The 25202-nt window shown below is 62.0% G+C and carries 25 protein-coding genes; 11 read left to right on the top strand and 14 right to left on the bottom strand.

Features of this window, described 5'->3' with window-relative positions; all coding sequences use genetic code 11:
• Positions 1-17 precede the first annotated feature (17 nt).
• Positions 18-821, bottom strand: coding sequence for a SirB1 family protein (locus tag AC07OT_RS05090; RefSeq protein WP_495107620.1), 804 nt, complete (start codon positions 819-821; stop codon positions 18-20).
• 185 nt (positions 822-1006) lie between these two features.
• Between AC07OT_RS05090 and AC07OT_RS05085 the strand changes: the two genes are divergently transcribed.
• The gene (locus AC07OT_RS05085; RefSeq protein WP_027604689.1) at positions 1007-2026 is read left to right on the top strand and encodes a Leu/Phe/Val dehydrogenase; all 1020 of its coding nucleotides are present in this window, start codon (positions 1007-1009) and stop codon (positions 2024-2026) included.
• 55 nt (positions 2027-2081) lie between these two features.
• Here the strand turns inward: AC07OT_RS05085 and AC07OT_RS05080 are convergent, their stop codons facing one another.
• Positions 2082-2342: a YebG family protein gene (locus AC07OT_RS05080; protein ID WP_012722374.1), complete on the bottom strand. Its 261-nt coding sequence runs from the start codon at positions 2340-2342 to the stop codon at positions 2082-2084.
• 248 nt (positions 2343-2590) lie between these two features.
• Between AC07OT_RS05080 and AC07OT_RS05075 the strand changes: the two genes are divergently transcribed.
• On the top strand, positions 2591-3079 hold the full coding sequence (locus AC07OT_RS05075) for a phosphate-starvation-inducible protein PsiE (RefSeq protein WP_027604688.1): 489 nt from the start codon (positions 2591-2593) through the stop codon (positions 3077-3079).
• Here the strand turns inward: AC07OT_RS05075 and AC07OT_RS05070 are convergent.
• The 3 genes from AC07OT_RS05070 to AC07OT_RS05060 form a co-directional block, all read right to left on the bottom strand.
• Entirely contained in the window at positions 3076-3393 is a 318-nt protein-coding gene (locus AC07OT_RS05070) for a DUF3509 domain-containing protein (protein WP_065938619.1), read from the bottom strand. The genes AC07OT_RS05075 and AC07OT_RS05070 overlap by 4 nt on opposite strands.
• Positions 3394-3692: 299 nt before the next feature.
• A complete protein-coding gene (locus tag AC07OT_RS05065) occupies positions 3693-4979 on the bottom strand; it encodes a serine/threonine transporter (RefSeq protein ID WP_027604686.1) in 1287 nt (428 codons plus the stop codon).
• 61 nt (positions 4980-5040) lie between these two features.
• Positions 5041-6417 (bottom strand): L-serine ammonia-lyase, encoded by a 1377-nt coding sequence (locus AC07OT_RS05060; RefSeq protein ID WP_495107619.1) that lies wholly within the window; start codon positions 6415-6417, stop codon positions 5041-5043.
• 137 nt (positions 6418-6554) lie between these two features.
• On the opposite strand from AC07OT_RS05060, the gene AC07OT_RS05055 reads away from it, so the two are divergent.
• Together AC07OT_RS05055 and AC07OT_RS05050 are read left to right on the top strand one after the other, a co-directional pair.
• Positions 6555-7502: a LysR substrate-binding domain-containing protein gene (locus AC07OT_RS05055; protein WP_495107618.1), complete on the top strand. Its 948-nt coding sequence runs from the start codon at positions 6555-6557 to the stop codon at positions 7500-7502.
• A 213-nt stretch (positions 7503-7715) separates the two neighbouring features.
• A complete protein-coding gene (locus AC07OT_RS05050; RefSeq protein WP_027604683.1) occupies positions 7716-8126 on the top strand; it encodes an HPF/RaiA family ribosome-associated protein in 411 nt (136 codons plus the stop codon).
• Positions 8127-8177: 51 nt separating this feature from the next.
• On the opposite strand, the gene AC07OT_RS05045 is transcribed toward AC07OT_RS05050, so the two are convergent.
• The gene (locus AC07OT_RS05045; RefSeq protein ID WP_495107617.1) at positions 8178-9689 is read right to left on the bottom strand and encodes an MFS transporter; all 1512 of its coding nucleotides are present in this window, start codon (positions 9687-9689) and stop codon (positions 8178-8180) included.
• Positions 9690-9794: 105 nt separating this feature from the next.
• Here AC07OT_RS05045 and AC07OT_RS05040 point away from each other — a divergent pair, with 105 nt between their 5' ends.
• The gene (locus tag AC07OT_RS05040; RefSeq protein WP_027604681.1) at positions 9795-10667 is read left to right on the top strand and encodes a LysR family transcriptional regulator; all 873 of its coding nucleotides are present in this window, start codon (positions 9795-9797) and stop codon (positions 10665-10667) included.
• On the opposite strand, the gene fecA is transcribed toward AC07OT_RS05040, so the two are convergent.
• The 3 genes from fecA to AC07OT_RS05025 form a co-directional block, all read right to left on the bottom strand.
• Positions 10664-13003, bottom strand: a complete 2340-nt coding sequence (fecA, locus tag AC07OT_RS05035; protein ID WP_495107616.1) for a TonB-dependent Fe(3+) dicitrate receptor FecA — start codon at positions 13001-13003, stop codon at positions 10664-10666. The two genes, AC07OT_RS05040 and fecA, sit on opposite strands and share 4 nt — an antisense overlap.
• A 90-nt stretch (positions 13004-13093) precedes the next feature.
• Entirely contained in the window at positions 13094-14035 is a 942-nt protein-coding gene (locus AC07OT_RS05030; RefSeq protein ID WP_495107615.1) for a FecR domain-containing protein, read from the bottom strand.
• A complete protein-coding gene (locus tag AC07OT_RS05025) occupies positions 14032-14520 on the bottom strand; it encodes a sigma-70 family RNA polymerase sigma factor (RefSeq protein ID WP_495107614.1) in 489 nt (162 codons plus the stop codon). The genes AC07OT_RS05030 and AC07OT_RS05025 overlap by 4 nt, the downstream gene beginning before the upstream one ends.
• Before the next feature lie 170 nt (positions 14521-14690).
• Here AC07OT_RS05025 and AC07OT_RS05020 point away from each other — a divergent pair, with 170 nt between their 5' ends.
• Genes AC07OT_RS05020 through AC07OT_RS05000 form a run of 5 tightly spaced genes read left to right on the top strand, consistent with a single transcriptional unit; the run spans position 14691 to position 18453 of the window.
• A complete protein-coding gene (locus AC07OT_RS05020; RefSeq protein ID WP_115487669.1) occupies positions 14691-14993 on the top strand; it encodes a DUF3649 domain-containing protein in 303 nt (100 codons plus the stop codon).
• The gene (locus tag AC07OT_RS05015) at positions 14990-16564 is read left to right on the top strand and encodes a PepSY-associated TM helix domain-containing protein (protein ID WP_495107613.1); all 1575 of its coding nucleotides are present in this window, start codon (positions 14990-14992) and stop codon (positions 16562-16564) included. The genes AC07OT_RS05020 and AC07OT_RS05015 overlap by 4 nt, the downstream gene beginning before the upstream one ends.
• Positions 16565-16891 (top strand): DUF3325 domain-containing protein, encoded by a 327-nt coding sequence (locus AC07OT_RS05010; RefSeq protein WP_495107612.1) that lies wholly within the window; start codon positions 16565-16567, stop codon positions 16889-16891.
• A 9-nt stretch (positions 16892-16900) separates the two neighbouring features.
• Entirely contained in the window at positions 16901-17479 is a 579-nt protein-coding gene (locus AC07OT_RS05005; protein ID WP_027604674.1) for an RNA polymerase sigma factor, read from the top strand.
• Positions 17476-18453: a FecR family protein gene (locus AC07OT_RS05000; protein WP_495107611.1), complete on the top strand. Its 978-nt coding sequence runs from the start codon at positions 17476-17478 to the stop codon at positions 18451-18453. Before AC07OT_RS05005 ends, AC07OT_RS05000 begins: the two co-directional genes overlap by 4 nt.
• On the opposite strand, the gene AC07OT_RS04995 is transcribed toward AC07OT_RS05000, so the two are convergent.
• Positions 18454-18804 carry a glutaredoxin family protein gene (locus AC07OT_RS04995; RefSeq protein ID WP_368962136.1) on the bottom strand — a complete coding sequence of 117 codons (351 nt, stop codon included), beginning with the start codon at positions 18802-18804 and terminating at the stop codon, positions 18454-18456.
• Positions 18804-19808, bottom strand: coding sequence for a nucleoid-associated protein YejK (gene yejK / locus AC07OT_RS04990; protein ID WP_012722392.1), 1005 nt, complete (start codon positions 19806-19808; stop codon positions 18804-18806). The genes AC07OT_RS04995 and yejK overlap by 1 nt, the downstream gene beginning before the upstream one ends.
• A gap of 396 nt (positions 19809-20204) precedes the next feature.
• On the opposite strand from yejK, the gene AC07OT_RS04985 reads away from it, so the two are divergent.
• The gene (locus AC07OT_RS04985; RefSeq protein WP_003188840.1) at positions 20205-20486 is read left to right on the top strand and encodes an HU family DNA-binding protein; all 282 of its coding nucleotides are present in this window, start codon (positions 20205-20207) and stop codon (positions 20484-20486) included.
• Between the two features lie 67 nt (positions 20487-20553).
• On the opposite strand, the gene rlmF is transcribed toward AC07OT_RS04985, so the two are convergent.
• The 3 genes from rlmF to AC07OT_RS04970 all read right to left on the bottom strand — a co-directional run bounded on the left by rlmF (position 20554) and on the right by AC07OT_RS04970 (position 25198).
• The gene (gene rlmF / locus AC07OT_RS04980) at positions 20554-21570 is read right to left on the bottom strand and encodes a 23S rRNA (adenine(1618)-N(6))-methyltransferase RlmF (protein ID WP_141156837.1); all 1017 of its coding nucleotides are present in this window, start codon (positions 21568-21570) and stop codon (positions 20554-20556) included.
• Positions 21571-21809: 239 nt separating this feature from the next.
• The gene (locus AC07OT_RS04975) at positions 21810-24656 is read right to left on the bottom strand and encodes a valine--tRNA ligase (protein WP_495107610.1); all 2847 of its coding nucleotides are present in this window, start codon (positions 24654-24656) and stop codon (positions 21810-21812) included.
• A gap of 149 nt (positions 24657-24805) precedes the next feature.
• Entirely contained in the window at positions 24806-25198 is a 393-nt protein-coding gene (locus AC07OT_RS04970) for a DNA polymerase III subunit chi (RefSeq protein ID WP_115487676.1), read from the bottom strand.
• Positions 25199-25202 lie beyond the last annotated feature (4 nt).

Raw genomic sequence — 25202 nt, 5'->3', positions numbered from 1 at the left:
GCTTGAGAGCAGTGGGTTCAATGCACCACGGAATTGGGCGGCAGGTGCCCCAGGCGTTCAGTCAGGCGCAGGCGTTGGATCGGGTCTTCGCTGAGCATCAACGCGTGTTCCAGGTCGAAGCGCTCGGCGTTGGGGCAATCCAGGCGTTGATACAGGCTGGCCCGCGCGAGGTAATCGGCAGCGCTGGCATTGCCCAGTTCCAGCACGCGTTCGGCGTCGATCAGCGCGGCCAGGGGGTTGTCATTGGCCAGGTGCAACTGGCGCAGGTTGCGGGACAACCGTTGCAGGATCGAACGGGGTTCGGCGGTGTGCAGGTGATCGGCTTGCAACTTGAGGTTGGGACCATACTGGCGTTGCAGCAGCTCGCGGCAGTCGTTGGGGTACAGGCGTCGCCCGCCGCAAGGGTCCAGCAAGTGATCGGCACCGGGCACCCGCAACAGGAAGTGGCCGGGGAAGTTGACGCCGACCATGGGAATGCCCAGGCGTCGCGCCAGCTCCATGGCAATCAACCCCATGGCCAGGGGCTGCCCGCGTTTGCGTTGCAACACCTTGTCCAGCAGGGCGGCGGCGGGGCGCAGCGGGGTGAAGTCATCCTGGGCGAAGCCGAGGTCATTCATGCGTCGTAGCAAGGGCTGGCCCAGTTCGTCCGCTGGCAGCAGGGGCATGCCCAGGCTGACCTGTTGCTCGAGCAATTTCAGGTCCTGCATGATCACCACCGGTTGCACCGCCGGGTCATGCTCGGCAGCCATCCACAGCGCGGCTTCAAACAGCGCGGGGGGCGAACGTTCCAGGCAGGCGAAAAAAGCGTGACGGGGATTCATTGCATTCTCCGGCGAATGCCCCCGTTTTAGCCTTGCTGGGAATTTTCGTCCAGTGGCTTAAGAAATATCCTATCCGCTTATGTCACAAGACCTACAAAACCGGACGACTTATTCCAGCGCACTTCGGCAGTTTTCTGCCGCAAGCCTATACTTGGCGACACAAGAAGTGATTCGGGAGCTCGACGATGTTTGCTCTCATGCACAGCACCCGCCTTGAATCGCTGCACCTGAGCATCGACCCGGTGACGGGGTTGAAGGCGGTCATAGCCATCCATAACAGCCGCCTGGGCCCTGCCCTGGGTGGTTGTCGTTACCTTGCCTACCCCGACGATGAAAGCGCCGTGGCGGACGCTGCGCGCCTGGCCCAAGGCATGAGCTACAAGGCCGCCCTGGCCGGGTTGCCGGTGGGTGGCGGGACGGCGGTGATCCTGCGCCCCGCCCATGTGGAAAACCGCGCGGCATTGTTTGAAGCCTTCGGTCGTTGCATCGAGCAACTCGACGGTCGCTACATCACCGCCACCGACAGCGGCACCTCGGTCGCCGACATGGACTGCATCGCCCAGCACACTCGCTTCGTTACCAGCACCACCGCCGCCGGCGACCCTTCGCCCCATGCCGCCATGGGCGTGTTCGCCGGTATCCGCACCACCGCCATGGCCCGCCTGGGCAGCGACAACCTCGAAGGCTTGCGCGTGGCCATCCAGGGCCTGGGCAACGTGGGCTTCGCCCTGGCCGAACAACTGCACGCCGCCGGCGCCGAACTGCTGGTCAGCGACATCGACCACGGCAAGGTGCAGCTGGCCATGGAACAGCTCGGCGCGCACCCCATCGCCAACGACGCCTTGCTCAGCACCCCGTGCGACATCCTCGCGCCCTGCGGCCTGGGCGCCGTGTTCAACCGCCAGAGCGTCGGCCAGCTACGCTGCGCCGCCGTCGCCGGTTCCGCCAGTGCGCAACTGACCAACCTGCAAGTGGCCGACCAACTCGAAGGCCGCGGCATCCTCTACGCCCCGGACTATGTGATCAACTCCGGCGGCCTGATCTACGTCGCCCTCAAGCACAGCGGTGCCGAACTGCCGACCATCACCGCGCACCTGTCCAACATCGGCACGCGCCTGACGGAAATCTTCGCCCACGCCCAGGCCGAAAAACGCTCACCCGCACGGGTCGCGGACGAGCTGGCCGAGCGCCTGCTCTACAAATAGGCCAGGCATTAAAAAGGCCCTGAATCATGGACTCAGGGCCTGTTCAATTAGGGCTTTATTCCGCCGGTGCGTTCAGCAACTCGGACAACGCGTCCGGCTGGCTCTTGAACGCCTTGGCAAACACATCGCGATTCTTCGCCATGTAGATCCCGGCTTCCTCTACCTGCTGCTCGCTCAGGGACGGCACGGCTTTTTGCAACACTTCTGCGAGCAACTCAGCGAGTTCAAGCATCTTGTCATGACGGTCAGCTTCGGCTTTATCCATGAACAAACGCTCCAGATCTCGGCTGCTGCGGTATACCACTTCGACGGCCATTCACCACCTCACATGCCTTCACGATAGTTGTCTTTTGCGACTACTGTATTTATATACAGCTAAAAGGGTAAGCCAAACCGTGGGGTTTGGGTAGCAGTTTTTTAATGTAGCCCGTAAATACAGGTCAGGCGTGCCTCATGTCACCCCGCCATCATCTTATACCCGCCTCTGGCCTTTTTTCTGCATGCAGAACAACCGTCACGTCCAACCCGCATTATCCGGTCGAACCGACCTAAGGAAGCACCATCGTGAAATTTAATTGGGCCGAAAAGCTGCGCCATCAAGTCCATGGGCTGGCCGAGTCCCTGGGTAACCTGTTTGTCGAGTCGTTCCACTACCTGGCGTTGTTCGCCATCGGTGCGGTGACCGCCTGGGCAGCGGTGATGGAATTCCTGGGGATGCTGGAGAACGGGCACATCAAGATCGATGACATCCTGCTGCTGTTCATCTACCTGGAATTGGGCGCGATGGTCGGGATTTATTTCAAGACCAACCACATGCCGGTGCGCTTCCTGATCTACGTGGCGATCACCGCGCTGACGCGTCTGTTGATCTCCAACGTGTCCCACCACAATCCACCCGACCTCGGCATCATCTACCTGTGCGGCGGGATTCTGCTGCTGGCGTTTGCGATTCTGGTGGTGCGCTACGCGTCGTCGGCGTTCCCGTCGGTGAAGGTCGAAGGCCCGCGTCGCAAGGGCGAGGCGAGCCTGGAGACCGAGAAGGGTGAGCTTTAAAGCCCGACGCTGAAGGGCAGGGCGCGGGTCGGCGGCCGCTGCAACAATTTGTGGCTGTCGCCGTCCGTCATCACCGCCAGGATCTCCATGGCGCTGTGGCCCTGCTCGATGGCGATGCCGAATTGAATGCTTTGCACCAGGCGTTTGAGCCGTTGCGGGTCGTTGCGTTGTTCGGCGCTGATCATGCGTTTGGCCACTACGCCCGTCTCGTCCGAGAGGGTGAGCATGATGCTGCCGTCGAGCCGTTGGATGCTCAGGTTGACGCGGTACTTTGGGGTGAAGGTGTCGGTGATGATCTGAAAAGGATTGTCCATGGTGCGTTACCGCCTGATAAGAACATGCAGTCATTGACGACCGGTGTCGTGATTAGTTCGCGTTGCCTGACCACCGGCCACTCCGTCGCTGAGGTGGTATAAATTCCGTTTACCTCATGAGCTGTACAGCAAAGGGCGTGCCGTACAGCGATCTGCCAAACAATGAGCTCCTTGTGTGGGAGAGGGCTTGCTCCCGGTAGCGGTGCATCAGCCAAGTATTCATTGACTGATGCCCCGCTACCGGGAGCAAGCCCTCTCCCACATGGGTTCTATGTTGTTATTGAGGTTGGTGATCCGTTTCAGGGCAACACGGAAAAAACGATCGCAGAAAGCGCAATCAGCCCGATCAGCACCACAAACACATTCGACACCTGGCCCGAATACTGGCGTAAAGCTGGCACGCGATGGATGGCGTACATCGGCATCAGGAACAGCAGGCAGGCGATGATCGGCCCGCCCAGGGTTTCGATCATGCCCAGGATGCTCGGGTTGAAGGTGGCCACGGCCCAGCAGGTCAGCACCATGAACAGCGCGGTGCAGCGTTCCAGCCATTTGGACGACATCGAACGGTCACGCCCGCGCAGGGATTTGACGATCAGCCCCTGGAAGCCTTCGCTGGCGCCGATGTAGTGGCCGAGGAAGGACTTGGTAATCGCCACCAGCGCGATCAACGGCGCGGCGTAAGCGATCACCGGCGTCTGGAAGTGGTTGGCCAGGTACGACAGGATCGAAATGTTCTGCGCCTTGGCCGCCGCCAGGTCAGCCGGCGACAGGGCCAGCACGCAGCTGAAGCAGAAGAACATCACCGTCAGCACCATCATGCCGTGGGCCGTGGCGAGGATGCCGCTGCTTTTGCGTTCGGCCAGCGGGCCGTACACGCGCTTCTGGTCGACGGCGAAGGCGGAGATGATCGGCGAGTGGTTGAACGAGAACACCATCACCGGGATCGCCAGCCATAGCGTGTTGAAAAACACTGGCAGGGGCATGCCCTCGCTGGCGGAGGCGAAGAAGGCGCCGTTCCAGTTGGGGATCAGGCTGAGTGCCAGCAACAGCAAGGCGGCGACGAACGGATAGACCAGCACGCTCATGGCCTTGACGATCACACCCTGGCCGCAGCGCACAATGGCCATCAGGCCGAGGATCAGTACCAGCGACAGGATCGCCCGGGGCGGCGGCGCCAGGTGCAGTTGGTGCTCCATAAAGCTGCCCAGGGTGTTGGTCAGTGCCACGCTGTACACCAGCAGGATCGGGAAGATCGCAAAAAAATACAGCAGGGTGATCAGCTTGCCCGCACCGACGCCGAAGTGTTCTTCGACGACTTCGGTGATGTCGCCGGATTTGCCTGACAGCACAAAGCGCGTCAGACCACGGTGGGCAAAGAAGGTCATCGGGAAGGCCAGCAGCGCCAGCACGATCAACGGCCAGAAGCCGCCGACGCCGGCATTGATCGGCAGGAACAAGGTGCCGGCGCCGATGGCGGTGCCGTAGAGGCCGAGCATCCACGTGGTGTCGTGTTGGGTCCAGCCAGTGGTAACGGTAGTGTCTAAAGCAGGATTTTCAGCCGCAGGTGTACGTACATCGGTCATCGTTATTGCCTCGTTATTATTTTTGCGCGGGCTCACGTTGGGGCGGGACGAAGTGCTCCGATCAGCACTCCACCCAGCTGACCGCCAGGCCGCCCCGTGAAGTTTCTTTGTATTTGTCGTGCATGTCGGCGCCGGTATCGCGCATGGTGCGGATCACCCGGTCGAGGGAAATGAAGTGCTTGCCGTCACCGCGCAGGGCCATTTGCGTGGCGTTGATGGCCTTGACCGCGGCGATGGCATTGCGCTCGATGCACGGCACCTGCACCAGGCCGCCGACCGGGTCGCAGGTCAGGCCGAGGTTGTGTTCCAGGCCGATTTCGGCGGCGTTTTCCAGTTGCTCGGGGGTGGCGCCGAGGATGTCGGCCAAGCCGGCGGCGGCCATGGCGCAGGCTGAACCGACTTCGCCCTGGCAGCCGACTTCGGCACCTGAGATCGAGGCGTTTTTCTTACACAGAATGCCGACGGCTGCGGCGGCCAGGAAGAAATTGACCACGTCGTCGTCAGACGCGTCGGCATTGAACTTCATGTAGTAATGCAGTACCGCCGGGATGATCCCCGCTGCGCCATTGGTCGGCGCCGTGACCATGCGCCCGCCTGCGGCATTTTCTTCGTTGACGGCGAGGGCGAACAGGTTGACCCATTCCATGGCCGACAAGGTCGAGGTGATTACATTGGGTTTGCCGATTTCCAACAGGCTGCGGTGCAATTTCGCAGCACGCCGTGGCACGTCCAGGCCACCGGGCAGGATGCCTTCATCGCGTAAGCCTTGTTCCACACATTCGCGCATCACCGACCAGATATGCAGCAGGCCGCTGCGGATCTGTTCTTCGCTGCGCCAGGCGCGTTCGTTGGCCATCATCAATTCGGAAACCCGCAGGCCGTGCTGGTTGCACAGGGCCAGCAGCTCGACGGCGCTGGAGAAGTCGTAGGGTAATTGCACATCGCTGGCCGGCGCGATGCCCGAATCCGCTTCAGCGGCTTCGATGATGAAACCGCCACCCACCGAATAATAGGTCTGCTCGCTGAGCAGGCCGTGGTCGCCGTAGGCGTGCAGGGACATGGCGTTGGGGTGGTAGGGCAGGCTTTCGTCCAGCAGCAGGAGGTCGCTGTGCCAGTTGAAGGCAATTTCCTGTTGACCGGCCAGCAACAACTGTCCGGACTCGCGCAGCTGTTGGATTCGCGTGTTGATCGAAGTGGGATCGACCTGATCCGGCCATTCGCCCATCAAACCCATGACGCAGGCGCGGTCGGTGGCGTGGCCGACACCAGTGGCGGACAGCGAACCATACAGGCGCACTTCGACACGGCGCGTTTCACTCAGCAAGTGCTGGTCGCTCAGGGCCTGGGCGAAGGTCGCCGCCGCGCGCATGGGGCCGACGGTATGGGAGCTGGAAGGGCCGATGCCCACCTTGAATAGATCGAAAACACTGATAGCCATGCTAAAGCCTTACAAGCAATGGAGTAGGAATCGCTGCCATGGTTTGTAGGACGAGCGCAATTGGCGTGATACTGAGCCTCTGGATCGGCACTGACCAACGAATTATCCTAAGACACTCTTTAGCAGGACTAAACCCTATGGCTCGCCCTCTCCATGGCCAGACTTACGTCTGGTTGCACGTTTTTTCCTGCGCTGCCCGGCATCTGTCGTTCACCCGCTGCGCCGAAGAACTGCACATCACGCCGGGGGCGGTGAGCCAGCAAATCCGCCAGTTGGAGGAGCGCCTCGGGTTTCGGCTGTTTCATCGACGGGCACGGGGGGTGGAGCTGAGTGCCGAGGGCCAGCGCCTGGCGGCAACGGTGGGGGAGGCCTACGGCAGCATCGACGCCGAGTTGCAGCGGTTGGATGCGGGAATGATCAGCGGCACGCTTCGCCTGCGCTCGATTCCATCATTTCTCGGCAAGTGGCTGACCCCACGCCTACCGCGCTTGCAGCAGCGCTTCCCGGATATCCAACTGCGCATGGTCGCCGAGGACAGCAGCATCGCCCTGCACGAAGGCGACTTTGACCTGGCCATCGACCTCAATGACGGCAGCTACCCTGGCCTGTTATCCACAGCCCTGCTGGATGAGCAGATTTTCCCGGTCTGCGCCCCCAGCCTGTTGCGGGGTCGACCGCCCTTGCACGGTCCGGCCGATCTCGTGCATTTCCCGCTGCTGCATGACATTACCGCCTGGCGTGGGAGTTACGAGTATGCGGAGTGGGAGTTCTACCTGAATGCCATCGGCTATCACGTCGCCGATGTACGCCGTGGCCACACCTTCAACCGCAACCACTTGACCATCGAAGCCGCCATCGCCGGCATGGGCGTAGCGATTGCGCGACGGACCTTGCTCAATGATGAGCTGGAACGCGGCACCTTGATCGTGCCGTTCGGCCTCGCGGTGCCCAACCACAAACGTTATGTGCTGCTGTATGCGCCGGGCGCCCTGAACCATCCGGGCGTGCGCGCGGTGCATGACTGGCTGGTGGAGGAAGCAGGAGTTTTTCGCGCCTTGCACCCGCTGGGGGAGGGGCAATTGTGAGGATCGCGGGGCGTAAGAAGATGTAACTAACTCCCCACCCTAACAGCGTTTCTGCTCGTCGTCAGGGTTAATTTGTAATGTAGGATTTATCTTTGCAAAGGGGTTGAAATGTTTCTCTGGCTGCTCAATTGTGTAATCAAGAGGTCATGGTTTCACCACCCCGGTGTTGCAGTTTGTGACCTCTCGCGAGCTAGCTGAAATAAGGGAAGAACTATGCAAATCCAAGTCAATAGCGATAACCATATTGAAAGCAGCATCCGACTGGAGGAGTGGGTACGTACTACCATTGAGAGCACGCTCGAACGTTATGAAGAAGACCTGACCCGAGTGGAGGTCTACCTGCGGGATGAGAACGGCGACAAGCCCGGTCCCCACGATTTAAGTTGCCGCCTGGAAGCGCGGCCAAAAGGCCATCAACCGCTGTCGGTGTCCGCCAAGGGCGATACCCTGGAACAAGCGATTGACAGCGCGGCCACCAAGCTGGATCACGCATTGGAACATCTGTTTGGTCGACTGCAAGGCAAGCCCCGCGCTGCCGCGAAAAACCAGCCCATCAACAAAGTGAACGAAGACGCGCTGGAACAGGAATTCCTGGAAAACGAAAACGCGGTCATCAACGGCTGACGTTCTTTTCACCCCCTGCAAACGGGCCTGCATCTGCAGGCCCGTTTTCGTTCAGGCGCCGCGTCGGAAAAAATACCGGCTCAACAGCGCCAGCCCCCCAGCCCCCAACCCGGCAAACAGCATCGCCCAACCGGCGCCGTGGCGCAGTGCCGCCTGGGCATCGTTGGCTGCCAGCCCCATCGACTCCAACTTTCCTGCGGCAATGTTCTGGCTGATGGCCGGCCACTCCATTGCCGTGGTGGCGGGCAGCATCTCGGCCAACTGATGGCTGATCCCCAGCAACAGCACCAGGCCCATAAGGGCAATGTTGAGCGCCAGGGTGATCAGCCGCGCACTGAGGTCGATGCCGGAGGCCATGCCCGCGCGGTCGGCCGATACCGAGCCGGTGGTGGTATTGGTGGTGGGCGAGTTGGTCAGCGCCAGGCCTGCGCCGGCGATCACGCAACTGAGCAGCACCAGCCCGATACGTGGGTGCTCGGCGCCGTTGACGGTGGCCATGGCCAGAAAGCCCGCGCCCATCAGGCCCAGGCCGAGGGGGATGATGCGTTCGGCGCCATAGCGCAGGGCCAGGCGCTCGGCCAGCGGCGGTACCAGCAAGGTCGGCAGGGTATAGGCGAGCAGCGCGGCGCCGGTGGTCAAGGTGTCGTAACCCAGGCCCGCCTGAAAGTACAACGGCAGGTAGATCATGAACGGCCAGAAGCTGAAGTTCATGCCGATCGAACCCATCAACGCACCGTTGAAACGCTGGATGCGGAACACCGAGAAGTCGAACATCGGGTGCGCACTGCGGAGCTCGACCGTGATGAACAGCAGCAGGCCGAGCCCCGACAACGCCGCCCAACCGAGCATGGCCGGTGTGCCGAAACCGTGCTCGGTGCCTTGGGTGATGAAGTACACCAGGGCAAACACCGACAGGGTCAAGGTGAGCATGCCGGCGATGTCCAGGCGATGGGCGGCCGGATCGCGGGATTCCTGCACGCTGATGCGCAGCAGCGCCAGGGTGAACAGGGTGAGCGGCACATGCACGAGGAACACCCAACGCCAATCCGCCACCGCCAGGATCAATGCGCCGATCATCGGCCCGAAGCCCAGGCCCACGCCGGCAATCACGCCCCATATCGCAAACGCCCGTGCCCGTGCTGCCGGTTCGCGGAACAGGTGCGAGAGGATGGCGAATTGGCAAATCATCATCGCCCCGGCACCGATGCCCTGGATAAACCGCGCCGTGATCAGCAGCGAAGAATCCTCGGCCAGCCCGCAGGCCAGTGAAGCCAGGCCAAACACCCAGAGGCACAGCACCAGCATGCGGCGACGGCCAAAGCGATCCGCCAACGTGCCCGCCGCCATCAGCACGCTCGTGCAGGCCAGGGTGTAGGCGTTCATGATCCACTGGGCGTCCTGGAAGCCCGTGCCCAACTCTCGCTCGAGTGTCGGCAGGATCACCGGCACGCTGGAAATCTCCAGGCCGAACATCAGGGCGACGAGGCACACGGCCGTGAGGGCCAGCCCATTCCTGGCGGTACGCGGGGGGCTGGCGGTGGTTAGCGTGGCGGCGGGTGGCATGGGATTCTCCTGTGGATGAAGTGTCGCGTTATTTTCAGGGGAATCTGTTTCGTTATTCGTGATAAGTTTTCCGCTAATAAGGGAATTTGGGGCGACAATCGAGCCATGACGACACCGCGTTTTGATGGCGTTGAGCTGTTTCTGCACATCGTCGAAAGCGGCAACCTGACCGAGGCCGCCGAACGGCTGAACCTCACCCGCTCTGCGGTCGGCAAGGGCCTGGCACGATTGGAAGCACGCCTGGGCACATGCCTGTTGCAGCGTTCCACCCGCCGCCAGCGGCTGACCGAGGACGGCCAGGCCTACTACGAACATTGCCTGCGCGCGTTGGCGGAACTCGAGGCGGCCGAATCGGTGCTGGAAAGCGGCCGGCAACAGCCACGCGGTCGTTTGCGGGCGAGCTTGCCACTGGCCTTCGGGCATCACTACGCAGCCCCGGCATTGTGGGGGTTGATGGCGCGCTATCCGGAACTGGAGATCGAGATCAGCTTCGCCGATCGTCTGGTGGACCTGGCACAGGAAGGCTTCGACGTCGCCGTGCGGATCGGCCCGCTGCCCGACACCGACCGCCTCAGTGCACGTCGCCTGGGCGAACAGGCCGTTGGGCTGGCGGCGTCACCGGCGTACTTGCAGCGCGTCGGGCCGATTGAATGCATCGAAGACCTTGCCGGCCATCGCGGCATCGCCTATCGCAGCACGACCTCGCAGCGCAATCCCGTGGCCTCGCCGTTGATGATGGACGACCTCCAGGCCGTGGCCGATGCCGCCATCGCGGGCGTCGGCCTGGCCTGGTTGCCGAGTTGGTTGATTGCGCACTATGTGCTGCGTGGGCAACTGGTCGCGGTGTTGCCCGGCTATCGCGAGCAACCCGCGCCGATCCATGTGATCTGGCCGACAGCCGTGCATATGCCGGCCAAGACCCGTTGTGCAATCGACGCACTGGTCGCCGCTACCCCCAGTTGCCTGGCGGGCAGTTAGAACGCGATGGAGGTCTGCACGTACAGCGTACGCGGCTCACCCACGTATTTGCCCTTGTTGTTGTCGTCGAACGAGCGGGTGAAGTACTGCGTGTTGAAGATGTTCTTCACGCCGACCGCCACATTCAGATCCGACAGTTGCGGGCCGAAGTCATAGGCTGCGCGGCTGCTGAACAGCATGTAGCCGGGGATTCGACCGTTGGCGCCGTCAGCACTTTCTGCCTGGGTGTTGGCGTTGTCGGCGAACTGGCTGCTCTGATAGCTGCTGTCCACATTGAGTTTCCAGCGCCCTTCGGTGTAACCCACGCCGAGGGTGCCCTTGTGCTTGGACGAGAAGGGCACGCGGTTGCCTTTGTTCGGGCCGTCTTCGCGGATGGTGGCGTCGACGTAGGCGTAGGTAGCGTACACATCGAAACCGGCCAGCGCCGGGCTCAAGCCATCGAGGGCGTAGTTGACGCTGGTTTCAATACCCTGGTGGCGCGTTTCGCCGCGGGCGATCACCGAGTCGTTGGTCTGGTTGCTTTCATACTGGTTGTCGAAGTTGATCAGGAACGCGCCGATCTCTGCGCGCAAGGTGCCGTCGTCATAGCGGGTACCCAGTTCCCAGGTGCGGGCTTTTTCCGGTTTCACTTCACCGCTGGTCACACGGTTGGGCATCTGGCTGTACTGCACGCTGCCGAATGAACCTTCGGTGTTGGCGTACAGGTTCCAGTCGTCGGTCAGGTGGTAGAGCACGTTCAACGCCGGCAGCGCGGTGTTGTAGTCGCCTTTGTATTTGACGTTGGTCAGGTTGTTGCTCTGCTGGGACTCGATCATCTCGTAGCGGATGCCCGGGGTGATGGTCCATTTGCCGATATCAATCCGGTCATCGACGAAGAACGCATTGGCTTCGGTGCCGCCGCGGGTGTCGCGGTCGTTGCGGCTGTCGGTGCTGGGGATTTGCTGGTTGTTGGCGGAAATCGGCGTGCGGTAGCGCAACTCGTGGCCGGCTTCGTTGATGTAGCGGTAGCCGACGCCCACTTCATGGCTGCTCGGGCCGAGGTCAAAGCCCTGGGCGAAACGGGTTTCCACGCCACGCACCCAATACTCGCGCGGGGACAGCGACAGGAAGGTGCCCTGATCCAGGTAGCCGCTGCGCAGGGTCTTGGTGAAGAAGCTGTTGACGGTGAATTCGCGGCGGTCCTGCTCGTAGCGATAGCCGACGTTGAACATCGTACGGCGGCCCCAGAATTTGTCGTAGGGGCGGGTGGACTGATACGGATCGGCCTTGTAGTCCGCGACGTTCAAGCCCCCAGGCATATCGGCCTGGCCTTCGTAGTACTGCGCCATGGCGTTGAAGCTGTTGGCGTCGTCGAGCTGGTATTTGCCTTTGAGGATCAGGTCGTCGATGCGCGTGTTGCTGTTTTCGCGCCAGTCGCCGCCACGGGTGCCGGAATACAAAATCGCGCCGCCCAGGCCATTCTCGGCAGTGCCGCCGGCCAGCAGGTTGCCGGTAGTCTTGAAGCCGTCATGGCTGGAAGACGGGCTGGTTTCGGTCTGCAAGCCACCTTTGACTGTGGGTGCATCCGGGATCGCGCGGGTCACGAAGTTGACCACGCCGCCGACGTTCTGCGGGCCGTAGCGCACCGCGCCGCCGCCACGCACCACGTCCACGGCGTCCATGTTGCCCATGCTGATCGGCGCGAAGGACAGCTGCGGCTGGCCGTACGGCGCGAAGGGCACAGGGATGCCGTCCATCAGCACCGTTGAGCGCGAGGCCAGGCGCGGGTTGAGACCGCGAATGCCGAAGTTCAGCGCCATATCGTGGCTGCCGGTGCCGTTATTGTCCGGGGCGTTGACGCCGGGGATGCGGTTGAGCACGTCCTTGGCCTGGGTGGCGCCCTGGCGTTCGAATGCTTCGCGGCGGATCACGTCACGGGCGCCGGGGTGTTCGAAGACATTGGTTTGTGCCGCATCGCCGAGCCAGTCGCCGACCACGCTGGAGGTCGCCAACTCGACAGCCGCCGGCGCCGTTGCCGGTTGCAGGCTGTAGGCGTTGTCGCCTTCGGCGCGGGCTTGCAGGCCGGTACCTTCCAGCAGCTTCTGCAGGCCTTCGGCGGCGCTGTAGCTGCCGGACAAACCACGGCTCTGCATGCCCGCCGTGACTTCGGAACCGAAGGAAATCAACACGCCGGCTTCACGGCCAAACTGGTTCAGGGCTGCTTCCAGCGAGCTTGGGGCGATGTGATACGGCTTGGCATCGGCCGCCATCACGCAAGGCAGTACGGTCAGGCTGAGGCTGGCGCCCAGCAGCAGTTGGCGCAAGGTGCGGGCGAGAAGGGTGGGTTGCTGGGGCATGAAGGGCGGTCCTGAGAAGGAAGGATCAAGGTGGCTTTCCTTCTCTGTCACGCGAGGTGCGGAAAACGGCTCACGGTGGCTGAAAATAATTTATGCGCGGGCCTGGACGCTTACCCAATAGCGGGTAAAACGCCGCACCTTGACCGGCAGGCTGACCTCCAGCAGGTCGAGGATGCGTTCGCTGTCGTCCAGCGGGTAGCTGCCGGACAGCAGCAGGTTGGCGACCTGCGCATCGCAATGGAGCTGGCCACGGCGGTAGCGGCCCAGTTCGGCGAGAAAGTCCTCCAGGCGCATATGCGCGGCCACCAGCATGCCGTCGGCCCAGGCGCCGCTGTTGGCGTCGGTAGGTCGCGGGGTGTCCCAGCCTTTACGGGTGAAATTGACCTGGCGCGCCGCGTCGACCGTCAGGGGCAGGCCGCTGTAGGCGTTGGGCATCACCTCGACGCGGCCGTCGAAGACCGCCAGTTGGGTGTGGTCGTTGAACTGGCGCACATTCAGGCGCGCCGCCTGGCTGCTGAGCAGGCCCTGGCCGGTCAACACCTGCAGCGGCATGCTGCCGGCATTGGCGGTGAGCAGGATCTCGCCTTCGAGCAGGCGGATCAGCCGTTGCCGGCCGTCGAAGTGCACATCCACGGCGCTGCCGGTATTGAGTTGCAACTGGCTGCCGTCGGCCAATTGCACCTTGCGCCGTTGGCCGACGGGGCTGCGATAATCGGCGCTCAACGGCGGCAGGATATGCTGCTGGCGCAGGCTCCAGGCGGCGGCCGAACCGGCGCCGAGGATCAGCAACAACTTCAGCGCCTGGCGCCGGCTGGTGGCGGTCGGCGCGTTCAGTGCCGCGTGAGCCAGGGGCGACGGCATGCCGCGCAGGCGCTGGTTGACGCGCTGGATATGGTCCCAGGCGCGCTGATGTTCGCTATGGGCATTCAGCCAGTGTTGCCAGGCCGCCTGCTGGCGTGGGGTGAGCGCGCCTTGCTGCATTTCCATCAGCCAGTGCACGGCCTGTTCGGCAACCTGGGTCGAGACATTCATAGGGCGAAATAGCAGCGCAGGGCGGCTTTATGCAGGTGGCGTTTGACGGTGGCGATGGAGATGCCCAGTTCGGCGCCGATCTGCGCATACGTCAGGCCGTCGAGTTGGGCCAGCAGGAACGTGCGTTTGACCTGGGTGGGCAAGCCATCGAGCAACTGGTCCAGCTCCAGCAGGGTTTGCAGGATGATCGCGCGCTCTTCTTCTGATGGCGCTACCTGCTCAGGCATCTGCGCCAAGGCGTCGAGGTAGGCGCGTTCCAGGTCCTGGCGGCGGTAGAAGTTGAACAACACGCGCTTGGCGACCGTGGTGAGGAACGCACGGGGCTCGATCAGCGTCGGCGCCTCCCGTGCGGTCAGGACCCGGATGAAGGTGTCCTGCGCCAGGTCTGCCGCACTTTCCGGGCAGCCGAGCTTGCGTCGCAACCAGCCGGTGAGCCAGTGGTGATGGTCGTTGTAGAGCACTTCGACAGGGTTGGACGGCTGCAACGCAAACACTCCACAAGCATGGGCATGCTTTAGAGAACAAGAATTGTTCGCATTGTAGGGCGCCGCCAACCGTTCGGCAATGCGTGAAGGCAGGTGTTTCATCCGTTCTGTTTTGCTTATGAGAATATTTATCATTAATATTGCGCGCTGATGACCCTGGCGCTTCCCGCATGAAAAGCAAAACCTCACTGCCCGCCTCCTATCGCCTAGCCGTCACATCGCGGGTGCTCGCCGCTGTGGTCGGCGGTTACCTGATGGCGTCCCTGGCGAGCATCTGCCTGGCACTGTGGATGCCAACGTCCCGCGCCGATGCGGTGATCACCGGGATGATGAGTTCGTTCGTGTTCTACCTGTTGGCAGTGCTCTGGTGCTTCGCCTGTCGTACGGCATGGCGCGCGTGGTGCGGCGTGATGCTGCCGAGTGCGGCGTTTGCCACCCTGGCAGGCGTGGGCTTGTGGATGGTACGCACATGAAAGAGGGCTTTCGCCAGGCCATGGCCTGGTTGCACACCTGGGCCGGGCTGATCTTTGGCTGGCTGCTGTTTGCGATTTTCCTGACGGGCACCCTGGCCTATTTCAAGGATGAGATCACTCACTGGATGCAACCCGAAGTACAGGCCCATCCCCTGGATGACGCGCGCAGTCTGAGTGTCGCCCAGGACTACCTGCAGAAGGTCGCACCCACGGCCGCACGCTGGTTCATCACCTTGCCGGATAGCCGCGACCCTGGCCTGTCTGTGATGTGGCAAGACAAAGTCGACCCCGGCAAACGCGGCAATTTCATTCAGAAAACCCTCGACCCCGTGAGCGGTCAAGCCGTACAGGCCCGGGAAAGCATGGGCGGGGATTTCTTCTACCGTTTCCACTTCCAGCTGCAAATGCCTTACCCGTGGGGCCGCTGGCTGTCGACCATTGCAGCGATGGTGATGTTCGTGGCGTTGATCACGGGCATCATCACCCACAAGAAAATCTTCAAGGACTTCTTCACCTTCCGCCCCCGCAAAGGCCAGCGTTCCTGGCTCGACGGGCATAACGCGGTGGGTGTGCTGGTGCTGCCGTTTCACCTGATGATCACCTACAGCAGCCTGGTGATTTTCATGAGCATGGTGATGCCGGCGCCGATCGTGGCTTCCTATGGCAACGACACCCGGGCCTTCTTCAATGACGTGTTCCCCGCCACCAATAATGCGCCGGCGTTGGGTCAGCCTGGCCGACTGCTGTCATTGCTGCCGATGTACGAGCAGGCGAGGGCGCAGTGGGCGGGTGGGCATGTCGGGCGGTTGGCGGTGAACAACCCGAGTGATGTAAACGCTTCGGTGAACCTGTCCCGTGCCAGTTCCGACCGCGTGGTGCATGACTTCGGCAGTACCGTGTCGTTCAACGGCAACACCGGCGAGTTGTTGCGGGTCAGCGCTGAACAATCGCTGCCGGCGGCGATCGGCGGCAGCTTCTATGGCCTGCACATGGGCCATTTCGCCGGTCCGGTGCTGCGCTGGTTGTACTTTATCTGCGGCCTGGCGGGCACGGCGATGATCGGCACGGGGCTGGTGATCTGGCTCGGCAAGCGGCAACTCAAACATGCAAAAAGCGGCGTGATGCCGTTTGAACTGCGGTTGGTAGAAGTGCTGAACATCGCCAGCATGTCCGGGCTGTTGATCGCCATTTCAGCCTTCTTCTGGGCCAACCGTTTATTGCCGGTGGGCTTTGCCGAGCGCTCCGATTGGGAAGTGCAGGCCTTCTTTATCGCCTGGGGCCTGAGCCTGTTGCACGGGATCCTGCGCCGGGGCCGCCAGGGTTGGGTTGAGCAATTGAGCTTCGCAGCACTGCTGTTTGCCGCAATCCCGTTGCTCAATGCCCTGACCACATCGCAGCATTTGGGCGCTTCACTGGCGACGGGCGACTGGGCCATGGCCGGCTTCGACCTGACCTGCCTGGCCAGCGGCGTGTTCCTCGCCTGGGCAGCCTGGAAGATGCAGCACCGCAAGGCCCCGCAGGCCAAGACCGAACGGGCGCGGCCGCTGCAGCTCAAGCCGGAGGCGAACTGAATGCTTCTCGCGCTGCTGATGTGTTACGCCGGGTTCGCCGCCTTGTGCCTGTCCACCGACCGTCACCACGGCGAACTGCTGCACAGCAAGCCATCGCCTCGGCGGCGTCTTGCTTTGCGCGTCATCGGTTGGCTGCTGCTGACCGTCTCGATCTGGCCCGCCGTGGCTGTCGCCGGTTGGGGCCAGGGCCTGGTGGAGTGGTGCGCGGTGTTGATGCTCAGCGCCCTGTTGCTGGTGCTGTTGTTGCCGTATCGGCCAAGGCTGGCCTTGCTCCTGGCAGGCGTCGGCCTGCTGGCCAGCCCTGTTGCCGCCTTCGCAACGTTCTGAGCCGCGGCCATGATGATCAGCACCCCACCCGATTCCCAGGACAGCCCGCAGGCTGACGCGGCGGGTGGGCGTGCGCATTTCCTGCAGGTGTTCCTGTCCCAGCGTTCGCAGATGGAAGCGTTGGTGAGCCGACGTGTCGGGTGCCGCGCCACGGCGGCCGACCTGGTGCAGGACCTGTTCCTGCGGTTTTGGCGTCGGCCATTGGTGCAGGTCGAAGAACTCAGCACCTACCTGTTGCGCTGCGCCGGCAATATCGCCATCGACCACCTGCGCAGCGAAGGCGCGCGGGTGCGCAGCAGTGAAGGTTGGCTGCCGGAGCAGCAGGATAACCAGGGCTCCGAACCCCAGGCGGCGCTCGAGGCGGGCAACGACCTGCGGCATGTCGAAGCCGCCCTGCGCAGCCTGCCGGAGCGCACCCGGCAGATCTTCCTGCTCAACCGCATTCATGGGCGCAAGTACGCGCAAATCGCCAAGGCCATGGGCCTGTCCCAAAGCGCCGTGGAAAAACATATGATGCGTGCCCTCGAAGCCTGCAAAGCCAGCCTTCGCGAACCATCGCCATCGCGCACGCCAGGGAAAGCACCGTGAATCCGACCCCCACGCCTGACCAGGAACAAGCCGCACTGGCCTGGCTGAGCCTGTTGCACGACCAGCCCAGCAGTGGCGACCAGGCCACGTTCAGTCGCTGGCTAAGGGCAGATCCTGCGCACGTCGAAGCCTATGCCCAGGCCCAGGTGCTCTGGGAGTTGAGCGAAGTGCCGGCACGCCAACTGGCGGATGAAGACGCGCTGGCGTTGCAGGGCTACCTCAATGCGATGAACACCCCTAGGCGCTCGCGGGTGGTGCGCTGGTCCGGCGCATTAGCCATGGCGGCGTGCCTGGTGTTGATGGTGTCCATGGGCGCCGGTTGGCAGCCTTCGCGGTGGATCGATGACTTCGGCGCCGATTACGTGAGCGCACCGGGAGAAGTGAAAACCGTCACTCTGGTCGATCAATCCAAGGTCACGCTGGATGCGGACAGCGCCATTGCAGTGGACTTCAGTCACGGTGAGCGACATATCCAATTGCGCCGCGGTGCAGGTTTTTTCAGCGTCACCCATACCGGCGAGTCCTTTGTGGTCGAGGCGGGCGGCGGTGAAGCGCGGGTGCTGGGGACACAGTTCGAAGTACGCCTGCAACCGGCGGGGGCCGAGGTGACGGTGTTGTCGGGACGGGTGGGCGTGACCGCGTCGAAACAGGGCCAGCAGCAAATTCTGACGGCGGGCCAGCAAGTGGCCTACGCCGATGGCAGCGCCGATCCCCTGCACGCGGTCGACAGCGAATCCCGCCTGGCCTGGCGGGATGGCTGGCTCAACTACTACAAGGCACCGCTGGCGGAGGTGGTCAAGGACTTGGGGCGTTACTACCCTGGCCGCATCCTGCTGCTCAACGAAGCGATGGGTGCCAGGCGTGTCAGCGGCAGCTTCCCGAGCAAGGACCCGCAGGCGGTACTCAACGCCTTGCAAGCGGTGCTGGGGTTCGAGCAGCATAGTCTGTTGGGGCGGGTAATCGTGGTGCGCTGATTACTTCAGCGCGGCCATGATCGCGTCAGGGTTGTAGTCGCGAATCAGCGTGCCGTTCACGTCCACAAACGGAATCCCGCCACCGCCCAGCGCTTCATATGCCTTGCGCGCCTTGGCGTCCTTCTCGATATCGACGGCCTGGTACGGAATGCCCTTCTGGTCGAGGAAGCGGCGGATCTGCTTGCAGTAGCCGCACCACTCGGTGGCATACAGCACCACCCGCGCCGAGGCTCGCGTCTGCTCCGGCACCACCTGGGAAGGGTTGAACAGCCGCTCGACCTTGCCCCAGTTCTGGATAACTACCACCACCAGTAATACCAGCAGGACTTTCTTGAGGACCCCGCCGAGCATCAGTTGCGGCGCTTGAGCTGGTCGGTCAGTTGGGTCGGCAGGCCCTTGATGATCAAGGTGCCGGCGGCCTCGTCGTACTCGATCTTGTCGCCCAGCAAGTGTGCTTCAAAGCTGATGGACAAGCCCTCGGCGCGCCCGGTGAAGCGGCGGAACTGGTTGAGGGTGCGTTTATCCGCCGGGATTTCCGGCGACAGGCCGTAGTCCTTGTTGCGGATATGGTCGTAGAACGCCTTGGGCCGATCCTCATCGATCAGGCCCGACAGCTCTTCAAGGCCCATGGGCTCGCCGAGCTTGGCCTGGCTGCTGGCGTAATCCACCAGGGTCTTGGTTTTTTCGCGGGCGGATTCGTCCGGCAGGTCTTCGCTTTCGACGAAGTCGCTGAAGGCCTTGAGCAGGGTACGCGTCTCGCCTGGGCCGTCGACGCCTTCCTGGCAGCCGATGAAGTCGCGGAAGTATTCCGAGACCTTCTTGCCGTTCTTGCCTTTGATAAACGAGATGTACTGCTTGGACTGCTTGTTGTTCTGCCACTCGGACACGTTGATACGCGCTGCCAGGTGCAACTGGCCCAGGTCCAGGTGGCGCGACGGGGTGACGTCCAGCTCGTCGGTCACCGCCACGCCTTCACTGTGGTGCAGCAGGGCGATGGCGAGGTAGTCGGTCATGCCTTGCTGGTAGTGGGCAAACAGCACGTGGCCACCGGTGGAGAGGTTGGACTCTTCCATCAGTTTTTGCAGATGTTCGACGGCGGTGCGGCTGAACGTGGTGAAATCCTGGCCACCCTCGAAATATTCCTTCAACCAGCCGCTGAACGGGTGCGCGCCGGATTCGGCATGGAAGAAACCCCAGGCCTTGCCTTGTTTGGCGTTGTAGCTCTCGTTGAGGTCGGCAAGCATGTTCTCGATGGCAGCCGACTCGGCAAGCTCGGAGTCGCGGGCGTGGAGAACTGCGGGTGTGCCGTCGGGTTTTTTGTCGATCAGGTGGACGATGCAATGACGGATCGGCATGGGCTTCTCGGCTGGTTGAAGGGGAGCGGTCGGCCTCCCCGAAAAGTCGCCCAGTGTACCGCACCCATTGGTCAAGACACGCGTCGAAGGGCATTTTGGATGCTCTCCGACGAGGCATATGCCTTTTTTTCACGGTTTAGAGCGATAAAGCTGACCAAATGGGTAGGTAGAAGCGGATATTTCCCCGTCTCTGTGCTAGTTTTGCCCCGTCTTACGCCAAGTCTCGGCGATAAGCGTGCATTCAGCATCTGTCAGGTCGAACCAATCCCCGTTTCAAGCATCTATAACCCCGATCTCCGTGGTTATAGCCGGGGGTGCCAGGCCATGACGGTCGGGCTCGACGGCTGACACTGCACTCTGCAATCCATATGAATTTGATAGGGAAGGAACACCACAATGGCTATTACTAAAGACCAACTGATCGCTGACCTGGCTGAAGCAGTAGACGCACCGAAAACCACCGTGCGCGCACTGCTGGACCAACTGAGCCAAGTTGTTGCTGACCAGCTGGAAAACGGCGGCGAAATCACTCTGCCAGGCGTTGGCAAACTGAAAGTGACCGAGCGTCCTGCCCGTACTGGCCGTAACCCTTCGACTGGCGCTGCCATCGAAATCGCTGCCAAGAAAGTTATCAAGCTGGTTGTGGCCAAAGGCCTGACCGACGCTGTTAACAAGTAAGACGCAGCAAAAAAAACCGTGCTCCGGAGCGATCCGGGCACGGTTTTTTGTTGCCTGGGATTTGTCTCTATCTCACCCAGCGCTGGCGCCAGATCTGCTGTTCGTTCTTGGTCTGGAAGGTCCAAGCCACGAAACGGCTCTGCTTCTGGCCCTGGGACATTTCCACCACCTGGCTTTCCAGCACGCCGGCTTTTTTCAGGGCGGTCTCGATCGCGGGCAAGTTTGACGCTTTTGACACCAGGGTGCTGAACCACAACACCTTGTGGGCAAAGTGCGCACTCTCGGCGATCAACTGCGTCACGAAGCGTGCTTCACCGCCTTCACACCACAACTCGGCCGATTGGCCACCGAAGTTGAGCACCGGCAATTTGCGCTTGGGATCGGCCCGGCCCAGGGCGCGCCACTTGCGCTCGCTGCCCTTGGTGGCTTCGTCCATGGACGCATGGAACGGTGGGTTGCACATGGTCAGGTCAAAACGCTCACCCGGTTCCAGCAGGCCCAGCAGGATGTGCTTGGGGTTTTCCTGCTGGCGCAACTGGATGACCTTGCTCAGGTCATTGGACTGCACGATGGCCTTGGCGGCGGCCACGGCGATGGGGTCGACCTCCGAGCCGAGGAAGTTCCAGCGGTACTCCATATAGCCAATCAGCGGGTAGACGCAGTTGGCGCCCATGCCGATGTCCAGCACCTTGACGATTGAACCGCGCGGGATCTTGCCCTCGTTGACACTGGCCAGCAGGTCGGCGAGGAAGTGCACGTAGTCGGCACGTCCCGGTACCGGCGGGCACAGGTAATCCGCCGGGATGTCCCAATGCTGGATGCCATAGAAGGCTTTGAGCAACGCCCGGTTGAACACCCGTACCGCGTCCGGGCTGGCGAAGTCGATACTCTCTTTGCCATAGGGGTTGATGATCACGTATTGCGCCAGTTCCGGCGTGGTCTTGATCAGCGCCGGGAAGTCGTAACGGCCTGTGTGGCGGTTGCGTGGGTGCAGGGTAGCCTCTTTGCGCGGCGCGACGGGTTTGGCCGTGGCTGCGGTCTTAGGCTTCTTGCGTGGAGGTTTGGGCGTAGTGGGGGCGGTCATGATGATTCTGGTGTTGGCTCAAAGTGGCGGCCATTGTCACACATTCCCGAGGATAACTCGGTCAAATGTGGGAGGGGGCTTGCTCCCGATAGCGGTGGATCAGTCAAGACTAGCCTGGCTGACAGATCGCCATCGGGGGCAAGCCCCCTCCCACATTGACTGTATTGCCAGCAATGGATTGGGAAACACCAGGCAAAAAAAGAGACCCGAAGGTCTCTTTTTTTCACACGGATTGCCCCTTAGAGGCTGGAAATCCGCGCATGTTGCTCCGCCAGCTTGCCCAAAGCTTGTTCGGCCTCGGCCAGCTTGGCGCGTTCCTTATCGATTACTTCAGCCGGTGCCTTGTCGACGAATGCCGCGTTGGACAGCTTGCCGCCCACCCGCGCCACTTCACCTTGCAGGCGCAGGATTTCCTTGTCGAGACGGGCCAGTTCCGCGCCCTTGTCGATCAGGCCGGCCATCGGCACCAGCACTTCCATGTCGCCGACCAGCGCGGTCGCCGACAGTGGCGCTTCGGCGCCATCCGCCAATACGGTGATCGATTCCAGCTTCGCCAGCTTCTTGAGCAGCGCATCGTTCTCGGTGAGACGACGCTGGTCTTCGGCGCTGGCGTTCTTCACGAATACCGCCAGGGGCTTGCCCGGGCCGATGTTCATTTCGGCGCGGATGTTGCGCGTGCCGAGCATCAGGGTCTTGAGCCATTCGATGTCGCTTTCGGCGGCCTCATCGATGCGTGCTTCGTTGGCCACCGGCCAAGGTTGCAGCATGATGGTCTTGCCGTCTTTGCCGGCCAGCGGCGCGAGGCGCTGCCAGATTTCTTCGGTGATGAACGGCATGAACGGATGCGCCAGGCGCAGGGCGACTTCGAGCACGCGTACCAGGGTGTGACGGGTGCCGCGCTGACGCTCGATCGGCGCGTTCTCGTCCCACAGTACGGGCTTGGACAGTTCCAGGTACCAGTCGCAATACTGGTTCCAGATGAACTCGTACAAGGCCTGTGCGGCCAGGTCGAAACGGAACTGGTCGAGTTGACGGGTCACTTCGGCTTCGGTGCGCTGCAATTGCGAGATGATCCAGCGATCCGCCAGGGACAGCTCGATGGCCTCGCCGTTCTGGCCGCAGTCTTCGCCTTTGTCCAGCACGTAGCGCGCGGCGTTCCAGATCTTGTTGCAGAAGTTGCGATAGCCTTCGACGCGGCCCATGTCGAACTTGATGTCGCGACCGGTGGACGCCAGCGAGCAGAAGGTGAAGCGCAGCGCATCGGTGCCGTAGCTGGCAATGCCGTCGGCGAATTCGTCGCGGGTCTGCTTCTCGATCTTCTTCGCCAGTTTCGGCTGCATCAGGCCCGAGGTGCGTTTCTGCACCAGGGTTTCCAAATCGATGCCGTCGATGATGTCCAGCGGGTCGAGGACGTTGCCCTTGGACTTGGACATCTTCTGGCCCTGGCCATCCCGCACCAGGCCGTGCACGTACACGGTCTTGAACGGTACCTGCGGGGTGCCGTCCTCGTTCTTCACCAAGTGCATGGTGAGCATGATCATCCGGGCAACCCAGAAGAAAATGATGTCGAAGCCGGTGACCAGCACGTCGGTGGAGTGGAATTTCTTCAGGAATTCGGTCTGCTGCGGCCAGCCGAGGGTGGAGAACGTCCACAGGCCCGAGCTGAACCAGGTGTCCAGTACGTCGTTGTCCTGTTGCAGTGCCACGTCCGGGCCGAGGTTGTGCTTGGCGCGTACTTCGGCTTCGTCGCGGCCCACGTAGACCTTGCCCGACTCGTCGTACCAGGCCGGAATGCGATGGCCCCACCACAGCTGGCGGCTGATGCACCAATCCTGGATGTCGCGCATCCACGAGAAGTACATGTTTTCGTACTGCTTGGGCACGAACTGGATACGCCCGTCCTCCACGGCAGCAATCGCCGGCTCGGCCAGGGGCTTGGTGGACACGTACCATTGGTCGGTCAGCCAAGGCTCGATCACGGTGCCGGAGCGGTCGCCCTTCGGCACTTTCAGGGCGTGGTCGTCGACGCTGACCAGCAGGCCGGCAGCGTCGAAGGCAGCAACGATCTGCTTGCGCGCTTCGAAACGGTCAAGGCCGGCGTATTCGGTCGGGATCTTGCCGTCGATGCTCTCGTTCAGCGTACCGTCCAGGTTGAACACCTGGCAGGCCGGCAGCACCGCGGCATTCTTGTCGAAGATATTCAACAGCGGCAGGTTGTGGCGCTTGCCGACTTCGTAGTCGTTGAAATCGTGGGCCGGGGTGATTTTCACGCAGCCGGTGCCGAATTCAGGGTCGCAGTAATCGTCGGCGATGATCGGGATGCGGCGGCCTACCAGCGGCAACTCGACGAACTTGCCGATCAGTGCCTGGTAGCGCTCGTCGTTCGGGTTGACCGCGACGGCGGCGTCGCCAAGCATGGTTTCCGGACGGGTGGTGGCGACGATCAGGTAGTCGTTGCCCTCAGCGGTCCTGGCACCGTCCGCCAGTGGGTACTTGAGGTTCCACAGGAAACCTTTCTCGTCGTGGTTCTCCACTTCAAGGTCGGAAATTGCCGTGTGCAACTTGGTGTCCCAGTTGACCAGGCGCTTGCCGCGGTAGATCAGGCCGTCTTCATGCAGGCGCACGAAGGCTTCTTTCACCGATTCCGACAGGCCGTCATCCATGGTGAAGCGCTCTCGGCTCCAATCGACGGACGAACCGAGGCGACGGATCTGACGGCTGATGTTGCCGCCGGACTGGTCTTTCCACTCCCAGATTTTTTCCAGGAATTTCTCGCGACCCAGGTCGTGACGGTTCTGGCCGGTGGCTTCGAGTTGGCGCTCCACCAGCATCTGGGTGGCGATACCAGCGTGGTCGGTACCCGGTTGCCACAGGGTGTTGCGGCCCTGCATGCGGCGGAAACGGATCAACGCATCCATGATCGCATTGTTGAAGCCATGGCCCATGTGCAGGCTGCCAGTGACGTTCGGTGGCGGAATCATGATGGTGTAGGACTCGCCCGCGCCTTGCGGAGCGAAATAGTTCTCGGACTCCCAGGTGTTGTACCAGGAAGTTTCAATAGCGTGCGGCTGGTAGGTCTTATCCATGCGCGGCGGGACCCTAGTTGGCATATATTCAGGAAAGCCGGCAAGTATAACGGGGGATAGGGCGCAGGGCGAGGCGAAGGCGGGCTTAAGGTGCAGGCAATCAAATGTGGGAGGAGTTTGCCACCTCCCACAGGGGATCTATGGACGGTTCAAGACTGGTACTGGCTGAGCAGCCGCTCCATCCGTGCATCCATCCGGCGCTTGATCTCGGTTTCGATATGGGGGGCAAAGTCGTCGATCACGTCTTGCATGATCAATTGCGCAGCGGCACGCAGTTCGTTGTCCAGGTGCAGCAGCAGGGCGTCGGGACCTTTTTCAGCCGCAGCAGGGGCAGCGTCCACGACAGCGGGGGCTTCGACAACCGGTTCCGGGGCGACCTGCTTGCCGCCGACCATGTCGAACAACAGCGGAATCTGTACCTCGCCATCGGCCTGTTCGGTCAATAGCGGCGGTTGCAAGTCATCATCACCCAGCAACTGACGAATCGACTCGAGGTCGTCCAGCAGGTGGTCATCTTTTTTTGTCGGGTTGGGAGTGTCCATCATG

Source organism: Pseudomonas sp. GW821-FHT09C10, assembly GCF_059418085.1.
This window is presented reverse-complemented; position numbering and strand designations above follow the sequence as displayed.

Excerpts from the sequence above, each read along its gene's own strand:
- AC07OT_RS05015 (WP_495107613.1), top strand. The coding sequence starts at position 14,990 with ATGAAAGAGGGCTTTCGCCAGGCCATGGCCTGGTTGCACACCTGGGCC.
- AC07OT_RS04975 (WP_495107610.1), bottom strand. The coding sequence starts at position 24,656 with ATGGATAAGACCTACCAGCCGCACGCTATTGAAACTTCCTGGTACAAC.
- AC07OT_RS05005 (WP_027604674.1), top strand. The coding sequence starts at position 16,901 with ATGATGATCAGCACCCCACCCGATTCCCAGGACAGCCCGCAGGCTGAC.
- AC07OT_RS04995 (WP_368962136.1), bottom strand. The coding sequence starts at position 18,804 with ATGCTCGGCGGGGTCCTCAAGAAAGTCCTGCTGGTATTACTGGTGGTG.
- AC07OT_RS05090 (WP_495107620.1), bottom strand. The coding sequence starts at position 821 with ATGAATCCCCGTCACGCTTTTTTCGCCTGCCTGGAACGTTCGCCCCCC.
- AC07OT_RS05060 (WP_495107619.1), bottom strand. The coding sequence starts at position 6,417 with ATGGCTATCAGTGTTTTCGATCTATTCAAGGTGGGCATCGGCCCTTCC.
- AC07OT_RS05020 (WP_115487669.1), top strand. The coding sequence starts at position 14,691 with ATGAAAAGCAAAACCTCACTGCCCGCCTCCTATCGCCTAGCCGTCACA.
- AC07OT_RS05040 (WP_027604681.1), top strand. The coding sequence starts at position 9,795 with ATGACGACACCGCGTTTTGATGGCGTTGAGCTGTTTCTGCACATCGTC.
- AC07OT_RS05050 (WP_027604683.1), top strand. The coding sequence starts at position 7,716 with ATGCAAATCCAAGTCAATAGCGATAACCATATTGAAAGCAGCATCCGA.
- AC07OT_RS05085 (WP_027604689.1), top strand. The coding sequence starts at position 1,007 with ATGTTTGCTCTCATGCACAGCACCCGCCTTGAATCGCTGCACCTGAGC.
- AC07OT_RS05045 (WP_495107617.1), bottom strand. The coding sequence starts at position 9,689 with ATGCCACCCGCCGCCACGCTAACCACCGCCAGCCCCCCGCGTACCGCC.
- AC07OT_RS05080 (WP_012722374.1), bottom strand. The coding sequence starts at position 2,342 with ATGGCCGTCGAAGTGGTATACCGCAGCAGCCGAGATCTGGAGCGTTTG.
- fecA (WP_495107616.1), bottom strand. The coding sequence starts at position 13,003 with ATGCCCCAGCAACCCACCCTTCTCGCCCGCACCTTGCGCCAACTGCTG.
- AC07OT_RS05065 (WP_027604686.1), bottom strand. The coding sequence starts at position 4,979 with ATGACCGATGTACGTACACCTGCGGCTGAAAATCCTGCTTTAGACACT.
- AC07OT_RS05070 (WP_065938619.1), bottom strand. The coding sequence starts at position 3,393 with ATGGACAATCCTTTTCAGATCATCACCGACACCTTCACCCCAAAGTAC.
- AC07OT_RS05055 (WP_495107618.1), top strand. The coding sequence starts at position 6,555 with ATGGCTCGCCCTCTCCATGGCCAGACTTACGTCTGGTTGCACGTTTTT.
- AC07OT_RS05010 (WP_495107612.1), top strand. The coding sequence starts at position 16,565 with ATGCTTCTCGCGCTGCTGATGTGTTACGCCGGGTTCGCCGCCTTGTGC.
- yejK (WP_012722392.1), bottom strand. The coding sequence starts at position 19,808 with ATGCCGATCCGTCATTGCATCGTCCACCTGATCGACAAAAAACCCGAC.
- AC07OT_RS05030 (WP_495107615.1), bottom strand. The coding sequence starts at position 14,035 with ATGAATGTCTCGACCCAGGTTGCCGAACAGGCCGTGCACTGGCTGATG.
- AC07OT_RS04970 (WP_115487676.1), bottom strand. The coding sequence starts at position 25,198 with ATGGACACTCCCAACCCGACAAAAAAAGATGACCACCTGCTGGACGAC.
- rlmF (WP_141156837.1), bottom strand. The coding sequence starts at position 21,570 with ATGACCGCCCCCACTACGCCCAAACCTCCACGCAAGAAGCCTAAGACC.
- AC07OT_RS04985 (WP_003188840.1), top strand. The coding sequence starts at position 20,205 with ATGGCTATTACTAAAGACCAACTGATCGCTGACCTGGCTGAAGCAGTA.